Raw genomic sequence first — 14,859 nt, 5'->3', positions numbered from 1 at the left:
AGCTTACCGTTTCAAGCTTCGCAAGCATCCGCCGTCAGTCACAATCAATTCATTGGGATGAATAGGATGGTGTCAGCATGGACAGTTCGAAGGGGATAAAAAGAAGAAAGACGGCTTCCTTATTGTTAGCCGGAACTTTGATGTTCAGCGGCGTTCTGCAGGTGATGCCGAGCAAAGCCTCGGCGGATTCGATTGCTTTTAACACGCAGTCGGGAGGCATCTTCGACGGAATGCCTTTGTTTGACGGGGTGCCTTCTCACCTGGACGCTTTCGTGGATACTTATTTTAACTATGTGGGCCTAGAAGGCGCCGCGTTATATGCAACGGGCATCCGCGATAACTACACGTTTGTGATGGACGATAATCCGATCAAGGGCAAGACGGTGCCGGGCGGCATTGCGGCCGCGGATAACGTATACGGCGTATCGACCGATTTTCCTGCTCTCGTTGGCCTTGGCCAATCGTGGAACAAGGGGCTGCTGACGCAAGTCGGGCAGGTGATGGGCAGCGAGAAAATCAGCCAGAACAACGTCAAGCAGGGCACGGCCAATATTCATAACGGTTCGAATGCCTCCAAGCCGATCGCATTTACCGCCTTGTCGGATTTGCGGATTAACCCGTTGAACGGGCGTTTCCCGGAAGGGTACGGGGAAGACCCGTATCTGTCGGCAACGATGATCGACAATATGGCGGCGGGGCTGTCCGGCACGGACCAGAACGAAAGCGACAACGGCTTCTGGATCCGGGCTATCGTAGGGACGAAGCACTTCTCCATGTACAATGCGGAATGGTTCCGGCAGTCCTCCAGCACCGCGGCGGGAGCAAGGGCCATCTACGAATACCAGACCCCGTCCGCGTTCAAAGGGCTGGAGTCCGGCTCCGTATCGGGTATTATGACTTCCTTCGGGCGCACAAACGGCATTCCGAATATTATTTCTCCTTATATGATTCTGGGCGACAAGGTTGCGCGGTACGGCATGTATTCGTCGCCGGACTTTAACGGGGAGCAGCATCTGTACAACGCAAGCTTCGGCAATGGCTACGATACGCAGTATACGCTTGACCGCAAGCATGCGCTGGCGCTTATGGTGCTGGGTCATTCGGAATCCGTCCGCGCCTCCGGTACCGACAAGACGGATGTCGTGACGCTTGCCAACGCGGTCAAAGAGGGGCTGTACGGCATCACGCTGCAGGATGTGCGGGACGCGGGCAGACCGCTTGTGAATCAGCTGGTCCGCGCGGGGATATTTAACGAAACGGACGCAAACGGCATCCCGAAATATTATCCGTTTGCGGGCCAGGCGAAGGATGTATCGTCCAATCTTACGAGCTTCAACACCCAGGCGCATCAGGAAGTAGCTTTGCAGGCCGCGCGCGAGACGGTTGTTCTGCTCAAAAATACGGACGGCGCGCTGCCGCTCGATAAAACGAAAAAAGCGGCGGTTGTTGGGGCATACGCGGATATGCGCATGAAAGCCCAGTATTCGGCGAGCACGCCAAGCCTTCCGACTGCCGGCAAAACGCCGTTGTTCGCGATCCTGAGCACGATCGGCGCTTCCAAGGTGCAGTTCAATACCGGCGGCGAGGTTATCGCGCTGAAGTCGAAGGCTAACGGCAAATACGTGACTGCCGGACCGGCGGCAGGGGCTCAATTAACGGCGGACTATTCGACATCTGATAATACGTTCACCAACGCTCAGCTGTTCGAGGTCTATGATTGGGGCCAGCAGGCGGCAAGCCTTCTCTCCAAGGAAAACAGCCGCTGGGTTACCGCGCCAACAACGAACAATGCGGCGGTTGGCAATACGGCAACGGCAAACCTGCTGCTGACGGGCTCGGATTGGTCCAACCCGACGTCGGTCAGCAATAACAGCACGATTCCGGCTAAGCTGCGCATCGAAGGCAATTCGGACAATTCCGTCTCGATTATCTCCGGCGGATTGGCGTTTCAGACCGGCGTATACAGCGGCCGGTATGTGACTACTGCGGCGGACGGCAAGATGGCTACGGGGGCTGCGGCAATCGGCAATCCCGCGAATTACAATTCCCGCGGCACGGACGCCAAGTTCGAGAAAACAACGGTCAAGGAAGCCGGCGCGGATGCGGCAGCTATGGCGGACACGCAGGATTATGCTCTCGTCTTTATTGGCGCGCATCCAAGCAACAGCGCGGCGGAAGGCAATGACCGCGCGGATCTTTACCTGGGCGCCAATGATTACAAGCTGGTCAAAAATGTTGCCGCGGCTTTCGCGGCCAAGAACAAGAAAACAATCGTTGTTCTGCTCGCCAGCTCGCCGGTCATCATGGAAGAAATTCAGAACGACCCTAACGTATCGGCGATTGTGGAACAGCCATATTCCGGCGAATTCGACGCGCAAGGTCTTACCGATGTGCTGTATGGCGACTACGCGCCAACCGGCAGATTGACGTCTACCTGGTATGCGGATATGTCGGCATTGCCTGCAATCGATAAATACTCGATTCCGGAAGGCAGCGCCACAACGCTTAGCCAGATCGATCCGCGTTACACCGTGGATATGTCGAATGCCGATCCGGTAGAAACGAAGCTGACGTATATGTATACTTCGGCGCCCGTTACCTATCCGTTCGGTTACGGATTAGGTTATGCGGACTTTACGTACAAGGATTTCTCGGCTCCATCCAGCGCAAGCAGCGCTTCTCCGTTTAACGTATCCGTAGAGATCACGAACGAAGGCAGCATCGCAACTTCCGAGGTCGTGCAGCTGTACGCCCGGAAAAACGGCTCTGCTTACGGAGCCGAAGCTCCTCAGAAGAAGCTTATCGGCTATGAGAAAGTATCTCTTACCGCAGGCGAGCACAAGGTCGTTGCCTTGACTGTCGATCCCAAGGATCTTGCGATCTGGGATGTAAACAAAGGCGATTATATCGTAGAGGACGGCTCGTACTCCCTCATGGTAGGCCATTCTTCGGACGATATCCTCTTTACGGGCAATATCACGATCGGGGGCGACCAGCTTGCATCGCTTTCGGCCGTAAGCAAGTTTAACGTCTTTGACCATGCGTTCGCGTCCAGCCATGTGGCGTATTCCGAAGCTTCCAAAGCACGGACGGTGGCTAGCCTCAGCGAAGATAAGATCGCCGGCGAATACTACACCGTTAATTCGAAGAAGCAGGGAGCATGGGTAGCTCTGCCTAAGACCGATTTTACGGGCGCCCAAAAGCTGGTTGCCAGCGTTGCGAGCAACGGCAGCGGCGGTCATATTACGCTTCGCGCGGATTCGCCGGCGAATGAGCCTTTTGCAACCATTGAAGTTCCGGTCACCTCCGTATCCGCGTATACCATGCCAACTGCGGCGGATCAAACGGTACGCGAGCTTGGCTTTGCGGAGGTGGAAGCGGCGATAGATAACGCCCCGGCCGGTCTCCATACGGTTTATGTAGTGTTTGATTCGCCGGATATCCGGATTGATACGCTGCAGGTCACAGAGAACGAGTTGACCATCAGCTCCCCGGCAGCGAATGCGGTGCTTCCAAGTGCGGAGGTAGGAGCTCCTTATGAACAGCAGTTGAATCTAAGCGCAATTGGCGGAACCAAGCCTTACGCATGGAGCGTAACCGGGCTGCCTGAAGGACTTTCCTTCGATCCTGCTACGGGCAAAATTACGGGTACGCCGGCGGAAGGAAGCGATAATGCCAGCCCGTATACCGTTACGATTACGGTAACCGATGCAAATAATACGGCAATTGCGGTGACCAACACCCTGGCCGTTCATCATGCGGGTGTCCTTACGGCGTCCATTGCGGGTGCGAGTCAGGTCTATTCCAATGCTCCGTTCAGCTTGACGGTTGGATTAAATCATGTATCCGTTCCGCTGCTGGCACAGGATATCCGGATCAGCTACGATTCCAGCGCCGTAGAATTCCTAAACGCGGAATCGCTGGTAGAGGGAGTCAGCATTGTTGGCACAAATACGGATGAACCAGGCATCGTGCGCGTCCTGGCCGTCAGCGAAGGACCGGATCACGCGGTGACGACAGGCGGCAACGTGATCAAGCTGAATATGAAAGCCAAGCAGGTATCGGGCAATAGGGCGGCGGTGTTTGCGATCGCCAGCGCGGAATTCTCCGATGCCGCAACCGAGATTGCGGCTGAAGCCGGCGATGCCTTAAGCGTTCAAATCCTGTACGTGAATACGCAAGCCTTGCTCGATATCATCACCGAAGCGCAAGCGTTCCACGATGCGGCGGTTGAAGGTACGGCTGTTGGCCAGTATCCCGCAGGATCCAAAGCCACCCTGCAAGCTGCCATTGACGCAGCGGCAGCCGTTGCCGCCGGAGCGCCAACCGAGCAGCAGGTGCAAGACGCGGCAGCGGCGCTTCATACGGCGCTTCAAGCATTCAAGCAGCTTGTCGTTACGCAGGTTGTCGGCGACGTCAACGGCGACAACAGAATCAGCGTGCTTGACCTTGCTCAAGTATCCGTCAATTACGGTAAAACCTCGCAATCCGCGGACTGGAGCTCCATTAAGCGGATGGACCTCAATAATGACGGCGTTATCGATATTTCCGATCTTGCTATCATTGCGCAAAAAATTCTGCAAGCTTAATTAAAAATCATAGGCAAGCAGGAGGAGGGAAAGTCCCTTCTCCTGCTTTTATGGGGGAGAAGAAAGATGCTGCGGAAATGGTTCCTCTCGACGTTGGTAGTAGGAATGTTGCTTGCCGGTTTGCCGGCTGCTTTAGTGTCTGCCGCTGCGGCTTCTTACGAAATTAGCCCCGACCAGACAAGCGTTGGCGTGAATAAGGCGTTAACCGTAACGGTAAAAGCGAGCGAGCTGAAAGACGTGTACGGTTACGAGATTGTTCTTTCTTACGATACAACGAAGCTTTCCTTACAATCCGCCAATAACCTGCTGCCCAAAAACAATGCAGCGGAACAAAACGGCTTTGCCATCTCTCCGATTAAATCCGGCAACAAAGTGACGTTCGCTTATACGAAAGTGGGCTCCGCTGCGGGCTCGGAAGGGTCGCAAGCGCTGGCCGCGTTTACCTTTGGCAGCCTTGCGGCGGGAAAAGCAACCGTCAAGATTGAATCGGTTAAGCTTGTCCGCACGGATCTGACCTCGGAGAAGCAAACGCCCGATAAAACGGTTCAGATTTACGTTTTGAATGCGAACAGGGAATTTAAGGACGTCGCGGCAGGCTTCTGGGCGAAGGATGCCATTACGCGGGCTGCCCAAATGGGCTTTGCCAACGGCTATCCGGACGGAACGTTTAAACCGCTCAAGCAGGTTACCCGGGCGGAGTTTGTTACGATGCTGGCGCGAGCTTTGGAACTGCCGGAAGCGGAGCGGCAGGGCACCGATTTTAAAGATAACGAAAGAATAGGCAATTGGGCGAAGCCTTCCATTGCAAGCGGAGTTGCCGCGGGTTGGATCAAGGGCTTCGAGGACGGTACCTTCCGTCCGGATCTTCCGATTACGCGGGCCGAAATGACGGTTATCGTCGCTCGCGCGCTTAAGCTGGACACGGCGCAGGCGCAGGCCGGGCAGCTGTCGTTCGCGGATGCGGCGAGCATCCCTTCATGGGCGAAGGATGCCGTAGCCGCGGCCGTGAAAGCAGGCCTCGTTAACGGCAGGGGCGGCAACAAATTCGTTCCCGCGGATTCCGCCAACCGTGCGGAAGCGGTAACGTTGATCTTACGAATGGCGGATTAGTCATTCAAATATAACCAAGCCATCATTGAAAACAATGGGGCGCTTTGGCACAATGACGATAGTGACTTGCGGGAAGAAGGCGTCTTTCATGAAGAGAATGGTCAGGATAGTAAAGAGTAAAGCGTTTATTGTCATTGCGCTTGTAATCGTGCTCGTTTTTCTAAACAATACAACGTATTTCGCAAAATCGTCTGGCGGCGAGCCTTTGCTGCTTGCTCACCGCGGAATGGCGCAGACCTTTACCATGGAAGACATTCAGAATGATACTTGTACGGCGGAGCGGATCTACAAGCCGGAATACCCGTACCTGGAAAATACGATTGCGTCGATGGAAGCCGCTTTCGAAGCCGGTGCGGATATCGTCGAGTTCGACGTACATATCACAAAGGATGACCAGTTTGCCGTGTTTCACGACTGGACTCTGGATTGCCGTACGAACGCCACAGGCGTTACCCGGGACTATACGATGGAACAATTAAAGCAGCTTGATATCGGTTACGGTTATACGGCCGACGGCGGAAAAACGCATCCTTTCCGGGGAAAAGGAGTTGGCCAAATGCCTTCGTTAACGGAGGTGCTGGAGCATTTTCCGTCTCAATCCTTTCTTATTGACGTAAAAAGCAATGATCCCGATGAAGGCCGGCTGCTGGCGCAATATTTGGGAAAGCTCCCGGAGGACCGCAGAAGCAATCTGGCTGTCTATGGCGGGGATGAGCCGATTGCAGCTTTGAAGAAAGAGCTTCCGGGTATGAGGGTTATGTCGAAGGCCACCATGAAGAAATGCCTGATTCCTTATCTCGCCGTTGGATGGACCGGGTATGTGCCTTCGGCATGCAGCCATACGGAAGTGCATATTCCCGAGAAGATTGCCCCCTTCTTGTGGGGATGGCCGGACAGGTTTTTGGATCGCATGGCAAAAGCGGATAATCGCGTCGTGATCGTTGGCGGCGACGGCAGCGAATTTTCCAGCGGCTTTGATACGGTGGAAGATTTAAAACGCCTGCCCGAGGAATATTCGGGCGTCATCTGGACGAACCGGATTGACCGGATTGCTCCCCGATATAACCGGTAACGGGGGAGGATTAAACAGCTTTGCTCTTTCGTTGAGCAGGGCTGTTTCTTTTTATGAATAAATCCGATTAATAAGGTTGGAAAAAGGAGAACAAGTTGAGCCCGGCTACATATGCTGATAGCAAGCAACACATTGTGGCAGCACGAGAGGGGCATGCGTACAGATGGGCAGAGAGTTTACAGCGCTGTTTGACGAATGGTCGGAATCTTACGATCGGACGGTTGCCGGGGAAGATGTGGAATATCGGGAGGTATTTGCGGGCTATGACCGCATCCTTGAAGCGGTAGCGGAGAGGGTTAGCGGAACGATTGTAGAGTTTGGGGTAGGCACGGGCAATTTGACGGAGAAATTGCTCAAGCGGAGCGATAAGGTGTACGGCATCGAGCCCTCGGAAGGCATGCGCCGGGAGGTGTCGAAGCGCGGACTGCCCATCCGGCTTCTGGACGGCGATTTTCTGGAGTTTCCTGAATTGCCGGAGCGAATCGACGCGATTGTCAGCACCTATGCTTTTCACCATTTGACGGATGCGGAAAAGGACCAAGCGATTGCCCTCTACAGCCAATTGCTTGCACCCGGCGGGCGCGTGGTGTTTGCGGATACATCCTTTGCCAATGCGGAGGAGCGTCACGAGATTGAACAATCTGCCCTTGAAGCGGGCTTCCCAAATTTATATAACGATTTGCGCACGGAGTATTATACCTCTCTCGATGTCTTGAATAAGCTGTTTACGAATCACGGTTTTACGGTCGGCTTCACCCGGCTCAACCGTTATGTCTGGCTGCTGGAAGCGGTCAAGCTGGCCTGAACGAATTGCACCTCTAGACGGGAACAGCAGAGGAGAGATGCTTGCATGGCTATTTACCGCAATGTCCGTGAGCTGATCGGAAATACACCCATTGTTGAACTGACGCGTTTCCCGTTACCCGCAGGGGTCCGGTTATTTGCCAAGCTGGAGCTGATGAATCCCGGAGGGAGCGTGAAGGACCGGTTAGGTCTGGCGCTGCTGCGCGATGCGGCTGAGCGGGGCGAGCTGAAGCCCGGAGGAACCATTATCGAACCAACGGCAGGCAATACGGGGATTGGGCTGGCGTTAGCCGCCGTTGGCACGGACTATAAAGTGATATTTGTCGTACCCGAAAAATTCAGCATCGAGAAGCAGACGCTGATGCGCGCGCTTGGAGCGAAGGTCGTTAATACGCCTACAGAGGACGGGATGCTCGGGGCGATCCGCAAAGCGGAGGAGCTCGTATTGTCTATTCCGGGAGCGTATTCACCGGCGCAATTCTCGAATCCGGCGAACCCTTCCGCGTATTACGACACGCTTGGTCCGGAGCTGTGGCAGGAGCTGGACGGGAGAGTGGATGTTTTTGTGGCGGGAGCGGGAACGGGCGGAACGTTTATGGGAACGGCGCGGTATTTGAAGGAGCGGAGTCAGACCGTAAAGACGGCTATCGTCGAACCGGAAGGCTCGATATTGGCTGGCGGTAAGTCCGGGCCGCACCGGACCGAAGGCATCGGCGTGGAGAAGCTGGCTCCGTTTATGGACCCTTCCTATTTCGATGCGATCCACACCGTTACCGACGACATTGCGTTTGCGCGGGTGAAGGAGCTGGCAAGGCTGGAAGGCCTGCTTGTCGGCAGCTCCTCCGGGGCGGCGCTTGAAGCTGCTCTCAGAGAAGCGCAGCTTGCGCCATCGGGAAGCAACATCGTGACGATATTCCCGGACGGAAGCGAGCGTTATCTGAGCAAGCAGATTTACGGGGAATAGAGGAGGCGGCTTGACGTTGAAGCGATTAACGAAGCTGATTCACGCCGGAACGCCGGTTGATCCGCATACCGGCGCGGTTAACGTTCCGATCTATCAGACGAGTACGTATAAGCAGGAGGACGTCGGCGTTCACCGCGGTTATGAATATTCCCGCACGGGCAATCCGACAAGGCATGCGCTGGAGGAGCTGATCAAGGAGCTTGAGGGCGGCGCGCGGGGACTTGCGTTCAGCTCCGGCATGGCGGCGATTCATACGGTGCTGTCGCGTCTGGGCAGCGGGGATCATCTGCTTGTGACCGACGATGTGTATGGCGGGACGTTCCGTATTGTTACCCGGGTGCTTGCGCGTCTTGGCATTGAGGCCACCTTTGTGGACACGGCAGATTTGGATGCGCTGGAGCAGGCGGTACGGCCAAATACAAAGGCCTTGCTCGTCGAGACGCCAACCAATCCGCTCCTGAAGCTGACGGATATCTCGGCGGTCTCTGGCTGGGCGAAGTCGCACGGGTTAATGTTTATTGTAGACAATACGTTTGGCACGCCTTATTGGCAGACGCCGCTTGCGTTAGGCGCGGATGTCGTTGTTCATTCGGCGACCAAATATTTGGGCGGGCATAGCGACGTTGTTGCGGGGCTGGTCGTTACGGCAGACGAGAAGCTGGGCGAGGAGCTGCATTATATTCAGAATGCCGTTGGCGGCGTGCTTGGCCCGCATGATTCCTGGCTGCTGATCCGCGGCATGAAGACGCTGGGGCTGCGAATGGAAGCCCATGAAAACAATGCCCGCGAGATTGCAAGCTTTCTTGCCGAGCATCCGGCTGTTCGAAAGGTCTACTACCCGGGCTTGCCTGACCATCCGCAGCATGAGCTGGCGAAGCGTCAGGCGCTTGGCTTCGGCGGGATGATCTCGTTTGACGTGGGAAGCACCGGGAAGGTAGCGGAGGTGCTGCGAAAGGTTCGATACTTTACGCTAGCCGAAAGCCTTGGCGCCGTAGAAAGCCTGATCTCGGTTCCGGCCCGGATGACGCATGCGTCCATTCCGAAGGAACGGAGAGAGCTGCTTGGCATTACCGACGGGTTGATCCGCATCTCGGTCGGCATCGAAGATCGCGAGGATCTGATCTCCGATTTGACCCAGAGCCTGGAAGGCTAGCGAAGCCGGATTAGTTCCGATCGTACTACGCCTTAAGCCGATCGCGGCACGAAACTTTCCTCTATATCGACGTTGTGTCCGACATGTTCCGAACCCGTAGCTAACTAGAGTCCGTCTTATATCGTGCTTAACGATGCCGTACATCGTTAAGCACTCCCCCGAATAGGTAAAACCAAAAGAAGAGGCCGTGCAGATCTCACCTGCACAGCCTCTTTTGCTATACGGTTACCTCCCGCAAGGATTTTCTTGTTTTGTTCTTTATTTGACAGGTTAAAGGCAAACGAAGTGTTTGTATGTTCTGGAGAAATGCTAATGTTCGCTTTTGCTCTGGGATTCCTACTATACAACTCTAATTGAGAGGAATCCCAGAGCAACGGCGATCGGAAGAACATACAAACACGCAGTTTGCATATTAACCCACACAATAAATACAATCCAAAAAATCCTGACACCCCACCTAAAAAAATGCGCCGTGATAAACGTCCCAAATTTCGTTTACAATGAAGGAAACATCTTATCGGGCCGGATCGGCGGCCAAGGAGCCAAAGCGGATGCGATCCTTTTCCTTATCCTCGCTTCTAAGGCAGTACCGTCCCCGCAGACTTCGCACCCGAATTCTGCTGGCCGTAGTGTTATTGTCGGTGCCGCCGCTAATCATTCTTGGATATATTTCCTTTAATATTTCGAAAAATACGATCGTGCATAACCATTTGGACAATAACAAGCATAATCTGCAGGCGGCAAGCGAAGTGGCGGATCTCTTATTTCGCAACGTCATTAACATGCACCGGCTTATACTGGCGAATGATCAGCTTCGCGAGGAGCTGAAGGCAAGCGCGGCGGACGAAAGCCATGTGCTGGATATCCGGACCGCCAACCGCCTGCAAAATCTCGTTGTGCGCAATCTGATCGATACCCGTCATATCGACTCGATCTGCTTGTTTGACAAAGGCTTTCATTCCGTCTGCTACGGCAGCGTTGAAGCCAACGCGGGCATCTATGACGATGAGACAAGCCGGTCGGTGATCGGACAGACGGATTGGTACAAGCGTGCGGAAGCGGCTAACGGAAGAGAAGTATTTTTCAGCTATAACGTCCTTCAGTCCATTCATTCGGGGAATGCCGGGGCCTCGTTCTCCAGCGTAAAGCTGCTTCGTGATCCGGCGAGCTTCCGCGTCATCGGGCTGCTTATTATTAATTTGAAGAAAACGATATTCGAGCAGGCGATGGGGGATGACGGGGATTTTATCGTGCTGGATACGACAAGCAAGCTGTCCCGCAGCGTCTATGCCCAGAATGCTTCGATTGAGGAGATGATCGACCGCGAGGTTGGCGAGGAGGGCGTCCTGCGCGAGCTGCATCAGCATGGCTATTTGACGGTTGGTTACCGGAATGCGACAACCAATTGGACCTTTCTCCATATCGTCAAAACAAACGTGCTGCTGCAGGATTCGAACCGGATCGGCACGGTAACGATGCTTATTGCGGGCTTTATCGCGCTAATCGCGATTATTCTGTCCATGTTCGTATCGGGAAGCATTACCCGGCCGCTGCTGCAGCTGAAAAAAATGATGGTGGACTGGTCCAAGGGCTCGGGCGCCTCGGTTCAGGTTATTTCCTTCGAAGAGGATGAGGTCGGGGCGATTGGCGAGACGTTCCGCAAAATCTCATCCGAAAACAAACAGCTGAATGAAAGGCTTATTCATTCGCAGCTAAAGGAGAGGGAAGCGGAGCTTCGGACGCTGCAGGCGCAGATTAAGCCGCATTTTCTCTATAACACGCTGGATTCGATCTATTGGATGGCTATTCTGCAGAACAACACGGATATCGCCAAGATGACGGTTGCCTTATCGGAGAGCTTCAAGATCAGCCTGAACAAAGGGAAGGAAACGATTCCGGTGTTCAAGGAGCTTCAGCATATCGAGCATTATATGACGATACAAAATCTCCGCTATAAGTCGCGGTTCCAATATATCGTGGATGTCGAGCAAGGACTGATGAGCATCGAGATTCTGAAGCTAATCCTGCAGCCGCTTGTCGAGAACGCCATCTACCACGGCCTGGAGCCGAAGGTTGGAGAAGGAACGATCCGGCTGACGGGCAGAATGGAGGACGGAACGGCCGTCTTCACCGTGGAGGACGACGGCGTCGGGATGGAGGATATCCAGGCTACGGAGACCGGGTACGGGCTTGTCAACGTCAGGGAACGCATCATGCTTTATTACGGTCACAGAAGCTCGTTAACGGTTCGGAGCGAACCGGGGAAAGGAACAATCGTCGAGATCCGGTTCCGGCCAAATGAAATCAGAGAGGGTTGAGAGTCATGTTAAAAGCCGTTATTTTCGACGATGAATATATCGTTACTAAGGGGCTTCAAATGATGGTTGACTGGTCCCGTTACGGCATTGAGCTGGCTGGCACAGCCGCCGACGGTCTCTCCGCTCTTCAGATGGTCCGCGAGCTTCAGCCCGATATCGTGATGACGGATATCCGCATGCCCGGCTTAACCGGCTTGCAGCTGATCGAAGAGATCGCGAAGGAAATGCCGGATACCGCGTGCATCGTGTTCAGCGGCTTTAACGAGTTCGAATATATCCGCAAGGCGTTAAAGCTTGGCGTTATTGATTATTTGGATAAGCCCATCACGCTTGAAAAAATCGACGAGGCGATCGGACGGACCATTGCCCGCATCGGCCATCAGCAGGAGCATACGCAGCTGAAAACCCAAGTGGCCGCCAATAAAGAAGCTTTGCTGGAGAAGGCAACGCTTGATTTGCTGCTGCTTGGCGCGCAAGCGATTCCCGCCTGGAGATCCGCTTATGGCGAAGCGGAGGCTAGGCAGGTCATCGGGATTACGATTCTTGCCGCTACCGGCAAGCCGGATCCGCTTCTCGAAGATCACCCGTCCTATCGCATGGTTTCTTTTCCGTACGGGAAGGAATGGGTAATGGCGGTCTTTCATAGCAAGCTGCCCGCGGATGAATTATGGGAGCAGCTGACGGTCCTCTCCCCGCAAATGCAGGAGACGGTTGGCTCCGGACAAACGTATGCCGATCTGTCGGAAGCGGGGGCAAGCCTGAAGGAAGCCGTCCGGGCCCTTCGTTACGCGGTATTTCTGGAGGAGAAGGGCTGGACCCGGTTTGAGCCTGCCGAAGAAAGCCTGCCGAAGGGCCTTAATGAGCGGGAGGAAGAGATCGTCTTCTTCATGAGAACGGGCAATAAGGAAGGGCTGCTTCGCCAGTTGGAGGAATACAAGCATTGGACGGAAGCGGAGCGGTTAAGTCCGGAGCTGGTTGAACAAGAGGTGCTGAAGCTTGCTTATATCGGGTACCAGGTGGCCATGGAAGCGGGCGGAGAAGCGCGGACGCTTGTCCCGCACCGGGAGCTCGGCGAGATGTCGTCAAGAGACCGGATGTTCGAATGGCTGCGGGAGCAGATGGAGCTGCTTCATAACTTTATGAGGGAAGACAAGCAACGGGCGAAGCATAATGCGGTGGAGAAGGCGCTGGCTTTTATCGAAAAGCATTACCTGGAGTCGTTCACCCTGCAGGAGGTGGCCGAGCATGTCGGCATGAATGCCACTTATCTCAGTCTGCTGTTCAAGGAAAAGGTTGGAACCTCGTATATCAAATATGTTACGAAGCTGCGGATGGAGCAGGCGAAGATGCTGCTGCACAAAGGCATGCTTGTCAACGATGTGAGCAAGAAGGTAGGCTATTATAATTACAGGCATTTCACGGAGCTGTTCAAGAAATATGCGGGCGTAACGCCGGGGCAATTCCGTGAAGGACATGTCGGCGGCAAAACGCATGAGCAAGCGCAGGAGGTGGAGGAGCATGAATAGGCCGGCTGCGGCAATGGGCCTAATAACCGCCTTATGCGTATTTCTCGTTTCCTGCACGAGCGGCGGCTCTTACGGATCCAATGGGGATGAGCAAATCGCGGATCCTACCCGGGTTATTCATTACGTATCGTCGGATCTCGAGGAGCAGCAGCCCCGGATTATCAGCGAGCAGGCCCGCGAATACGAGAAGAAGCATCCCACCATTAAATACGAATTCGAGAACGTCAACACCTCGGACCTCGTTCAGAAAATCCAGCTTCTGGCGGCAAGCAACGATCTGCCGGAGGTCTTCTCCTACGAGTCGGGCAGACCGCTTGAGCAGCTGGCGGATAACGGATTTATTCTGGATATCGAGAAGGTGTTCCGCGAGCTTGGCCTGCAAAACGAATTAAACCCGGCAGCCGTGAAGCTGCTCAAGTCGATGGTCCGTGACAAAGGACTGTACGCTTTGCCGCTAGAGATCAACATTGAGGGCTTCTGGTACAACAAAGCGCTGTTCGCCAAGTATGGTCTGGCGGTTCCGGAGACCTGGGATGATCTCCTTCACGCGGCGGAGGTACTGCAGTCGCATGGCGTTCAGCCCTTCTCGCTGGCAGGCGGCAATAAATGGCCAATCACCCGGCTCATTAACAGCTATGTGATCCGGGTATACGGCTACGATGCGATGCAGCGGGTCGCCCGCAAGGAGCTTAAGGTAACGGATCCGGGGTTTGTAAAAGCGGCCGATACGATTCAGCAGATGGCCCAGCTTGGTTATTTCGGCAGGCATGTGAACACAACCGAGACGGACGAAGCCACAACGATGTTTCTTGAAGGAAAAACCGCGATGTATTACACGGGAAGCTGGAGCCTCAGGGACTTTAACAGCACGATCCGAAACAAGATCGGAACGGAAGCCATCGGTTTGTTTAACATTCCTTTGGTGAAGGGCGGAGTGGGAACGAAGGATGACTGGCTGATGAACGCGGGGTTGACCACTTCTTTATCGGCGGCAGCGTATGACGATACGATGAAGGATTGGCTGAAGGCCGTATTTACCGGCTATGGGGACAAGGCTATGCAGGAATACGGCGTTATCTCCGGCTTTAACGTGCAGAACATGCCCGAAGATGTGCCTAAGCTGACGCAAATGGCGCAGGAGACGATCGACAGCGTCAAGAACGGCGCTTTATGGTTCGAGGCTTTATTTGATGCCGATACGCAGACGGTAGCCTGGAATAACGCCCAGCTGCTGATCGCAAGCAAGGATTACACCGGCAGGATGTATATGCAGGATTTGCAGGCGGCATTAGACAAGCAGCAATAGACGGGAACGGAAAATCC

At 54.5% G+C, this 14,859-nt stretch carries 9 protein-coding genes; all 9 read left to right on the top strand.

What is annotated here, in order from left to right; genetic code table 11:
- Window positions 1-77 precede the first annotated feature (77 nt).
- The 9 genes from EV294_RS21195 (at window position 78) to EV294_RS21155 (ending at window position 14,842) form a co-directional block, all read left to right on the top strand.
- Window positions 78-4,589: a glycoside hydrolase family 3 C-terminal domain-containing protein gene (locus tag EV294_RS21195; RefSeq protein ID WP_132310438.1), complete on the top strand. Its 4,512-nt coding sequence runs from the start codon at window positions 78-80 to the stop codon at window positions 4,587-4,589.
- A gap of 66 nt (window positions 4,590-4,655) precedes the next feature.
- On the top strand, window positions 4,656-5,699 hold the full coding sequence (locus EV294_RS21190) for an S-layer homology domain-containing protein (protein WP_132310436.1): 1,044 nt from the start codon (window positions 4,656-4,658) through the stop codon (window positions 5,697-5,699).
- Between the two features lie 88 nt (window positions 5,700-5,787).
- The gene (locus tag EV294_RS21185) at window positions 5,788-6,771 is read left to right on the top strand and encodes a glycerophosphodiester phosphodiesterase family protein (protein WP_132310434.1); all 984 of its coding nucleotides are present in this window, start codon (window positions 5,788-5,790) and stop codon (window positions 6,769-6,771) included.
- A gap of 163 nt (window positions 6,772-6,934) precedes the next feature.
- Window positions 6,935-7,576, top strand: coding sequence for a class I SAM-dependent DNA methyltransferase (locus EV294_RS21180; RefSeq protein ID WP_132310432.1), 642 nt, complete (start codon window positions 6,935-6,937; stop codon window positions 7,574-7,576).
- A 45-nt stretch (window positions 7,577-7,621) separates the two neighbouring features.
- Window positions 7,622-8,539 carry a PLP-dependent cysteine synthase family protein gene (locus EV294_RS21175; RefSeq protein WP_132310430.1) on the top strand — a complete coding sequence of 306 codons (918 nt, stop codon included), beginning with the start codon at window positions 7,622-7,624 and terminating at the stop codon, window positions 8,537-8,539.
- Between the two features lie 16 nt (window positions 8,540-8,555).
- Window positions 8,556-9,692: a bifunctional cystathionine gamma-lyase/homocysteine desulfhydrase gene (locus EV294_RS21170; RefSeq protein WP_132310428.1), complete on the top strand. Its 1,137-nt coding sequence runs from the start codon at window positions 8,556-8,558 to the stop codon at window positions 9,690-9,692.
- A gap of 551 nt (window positions 9,693-10,243) precedes the next feature.
- A complete protein-coding gene (locus tag EV294_RS21165; RefSeq protein ID WP_132310426.1) occupies window positions 10,244-12,010 on the top strand; it encodes a sensor histidine kinase in 1,767 nt (588 codons plus the stop codon).
- 5 nt (window positions 12,011-12,015) lie between these two features.
- The gene (locus EV294_RS21160) at window positions 12,016-13,536 is read left to right on the top strand and encodes a response regulator transcription factor (protein ID WP_132310424.1); all 1,521 of its coding nucleotides are present in this window, start codon (window positions 12,016-12,018) and stop codon (window positions 13,534-13,536) included.
- Complete coding sequence (locus EV294_RS21155) at window positions 13,529-14,842, top strand: ABC transporter substrate-binding protein (RefSeq protein WP_132310422.1); 1,314 nt, start codon at window positions 13,529-13,531, stop codon at window positions 14,840-14,842. The genes EV294_RS21160 and EV294_RS21155 overlap by 8 nt, the downstream gene beginning before the upstream one ends.
- Window positions 14,843-14,859 lie beyond the last annotated feature (17 nt).

Source organism: Paenibacillus sp. BK033, from assembly GCF_004345425.1.
GTDB lineage: Bacteria > Bacillota > Bacilli > Paenibacillales > Paenibacillaceae > Pristimantibacillus.
Note: the sequence above shows the minus strand (reverse complement) of the source record. Positions and strands in the feature narration are given on the sequence as shown.

What these genes read in the sequence shown, in the direction of transcription:
- EV294_RS21190 (WP_132310436.1), top strand. Translation starts at nt 4,656, where the DNA reads ATGCTGCGGAAATGGTTCCTCTCGACGTTGGTAGTAGGAATGTTGCTT.
- EV294_RS21185 (WP_132310434.1), top strand. Translation starts at nt 5,788, where the DNA reads ATGAAGAGAATGGTCAGGATAGTAAAGAGTAAAGCGTTTATTGTCATT.
- EV294_RS21175 (WP_132310430.1), top strand. Translation starts at nt 7,622, where the DNA reads ATGGCTATTTACCGCAATGTCCGTGAGCTGATCGGAAATACACCCATT.
- EV294_RS21155 (WP_132310422.1), top strand. Translation starts at nt 13,529, where the DNA reads ATGAATAGGCCGGCTGCGGCAATGGGCCTAATAACCGCCTTATGCGTA.
- EV294_RS21195 (WP_132310438.1), top strand. Translation starts at nt 78, where the DNA reads ATGGACAGTTCGAAGGGGATAAAAAGAAGAAAGACGGCTTCCTTATTG.
- EV294_RS21160 (WP_132310424.1), top strand. Translation starts at nt 12,016, where the DNA reads ATGTTAAAAGCCGTTATTTTCGACGATGAATATATCGTTACTAAGGGG.
- EV294_RS21165 (WP_132310426.1), top strand. Translation starts at nt 10,244, where the DNA reads ATGCGATCCTTTTCCTTATCCTCGCTTCTAAGGCAGTACCGTCCCCGC.
- EV294_RS21180 (WP_132310432.1), top strand. Translation starts at nt 6,935, where the DNA reads ATGGGCAGAGAGTTTACAGCGCTGTTTGACGAATGGTCGGAATCTTAC.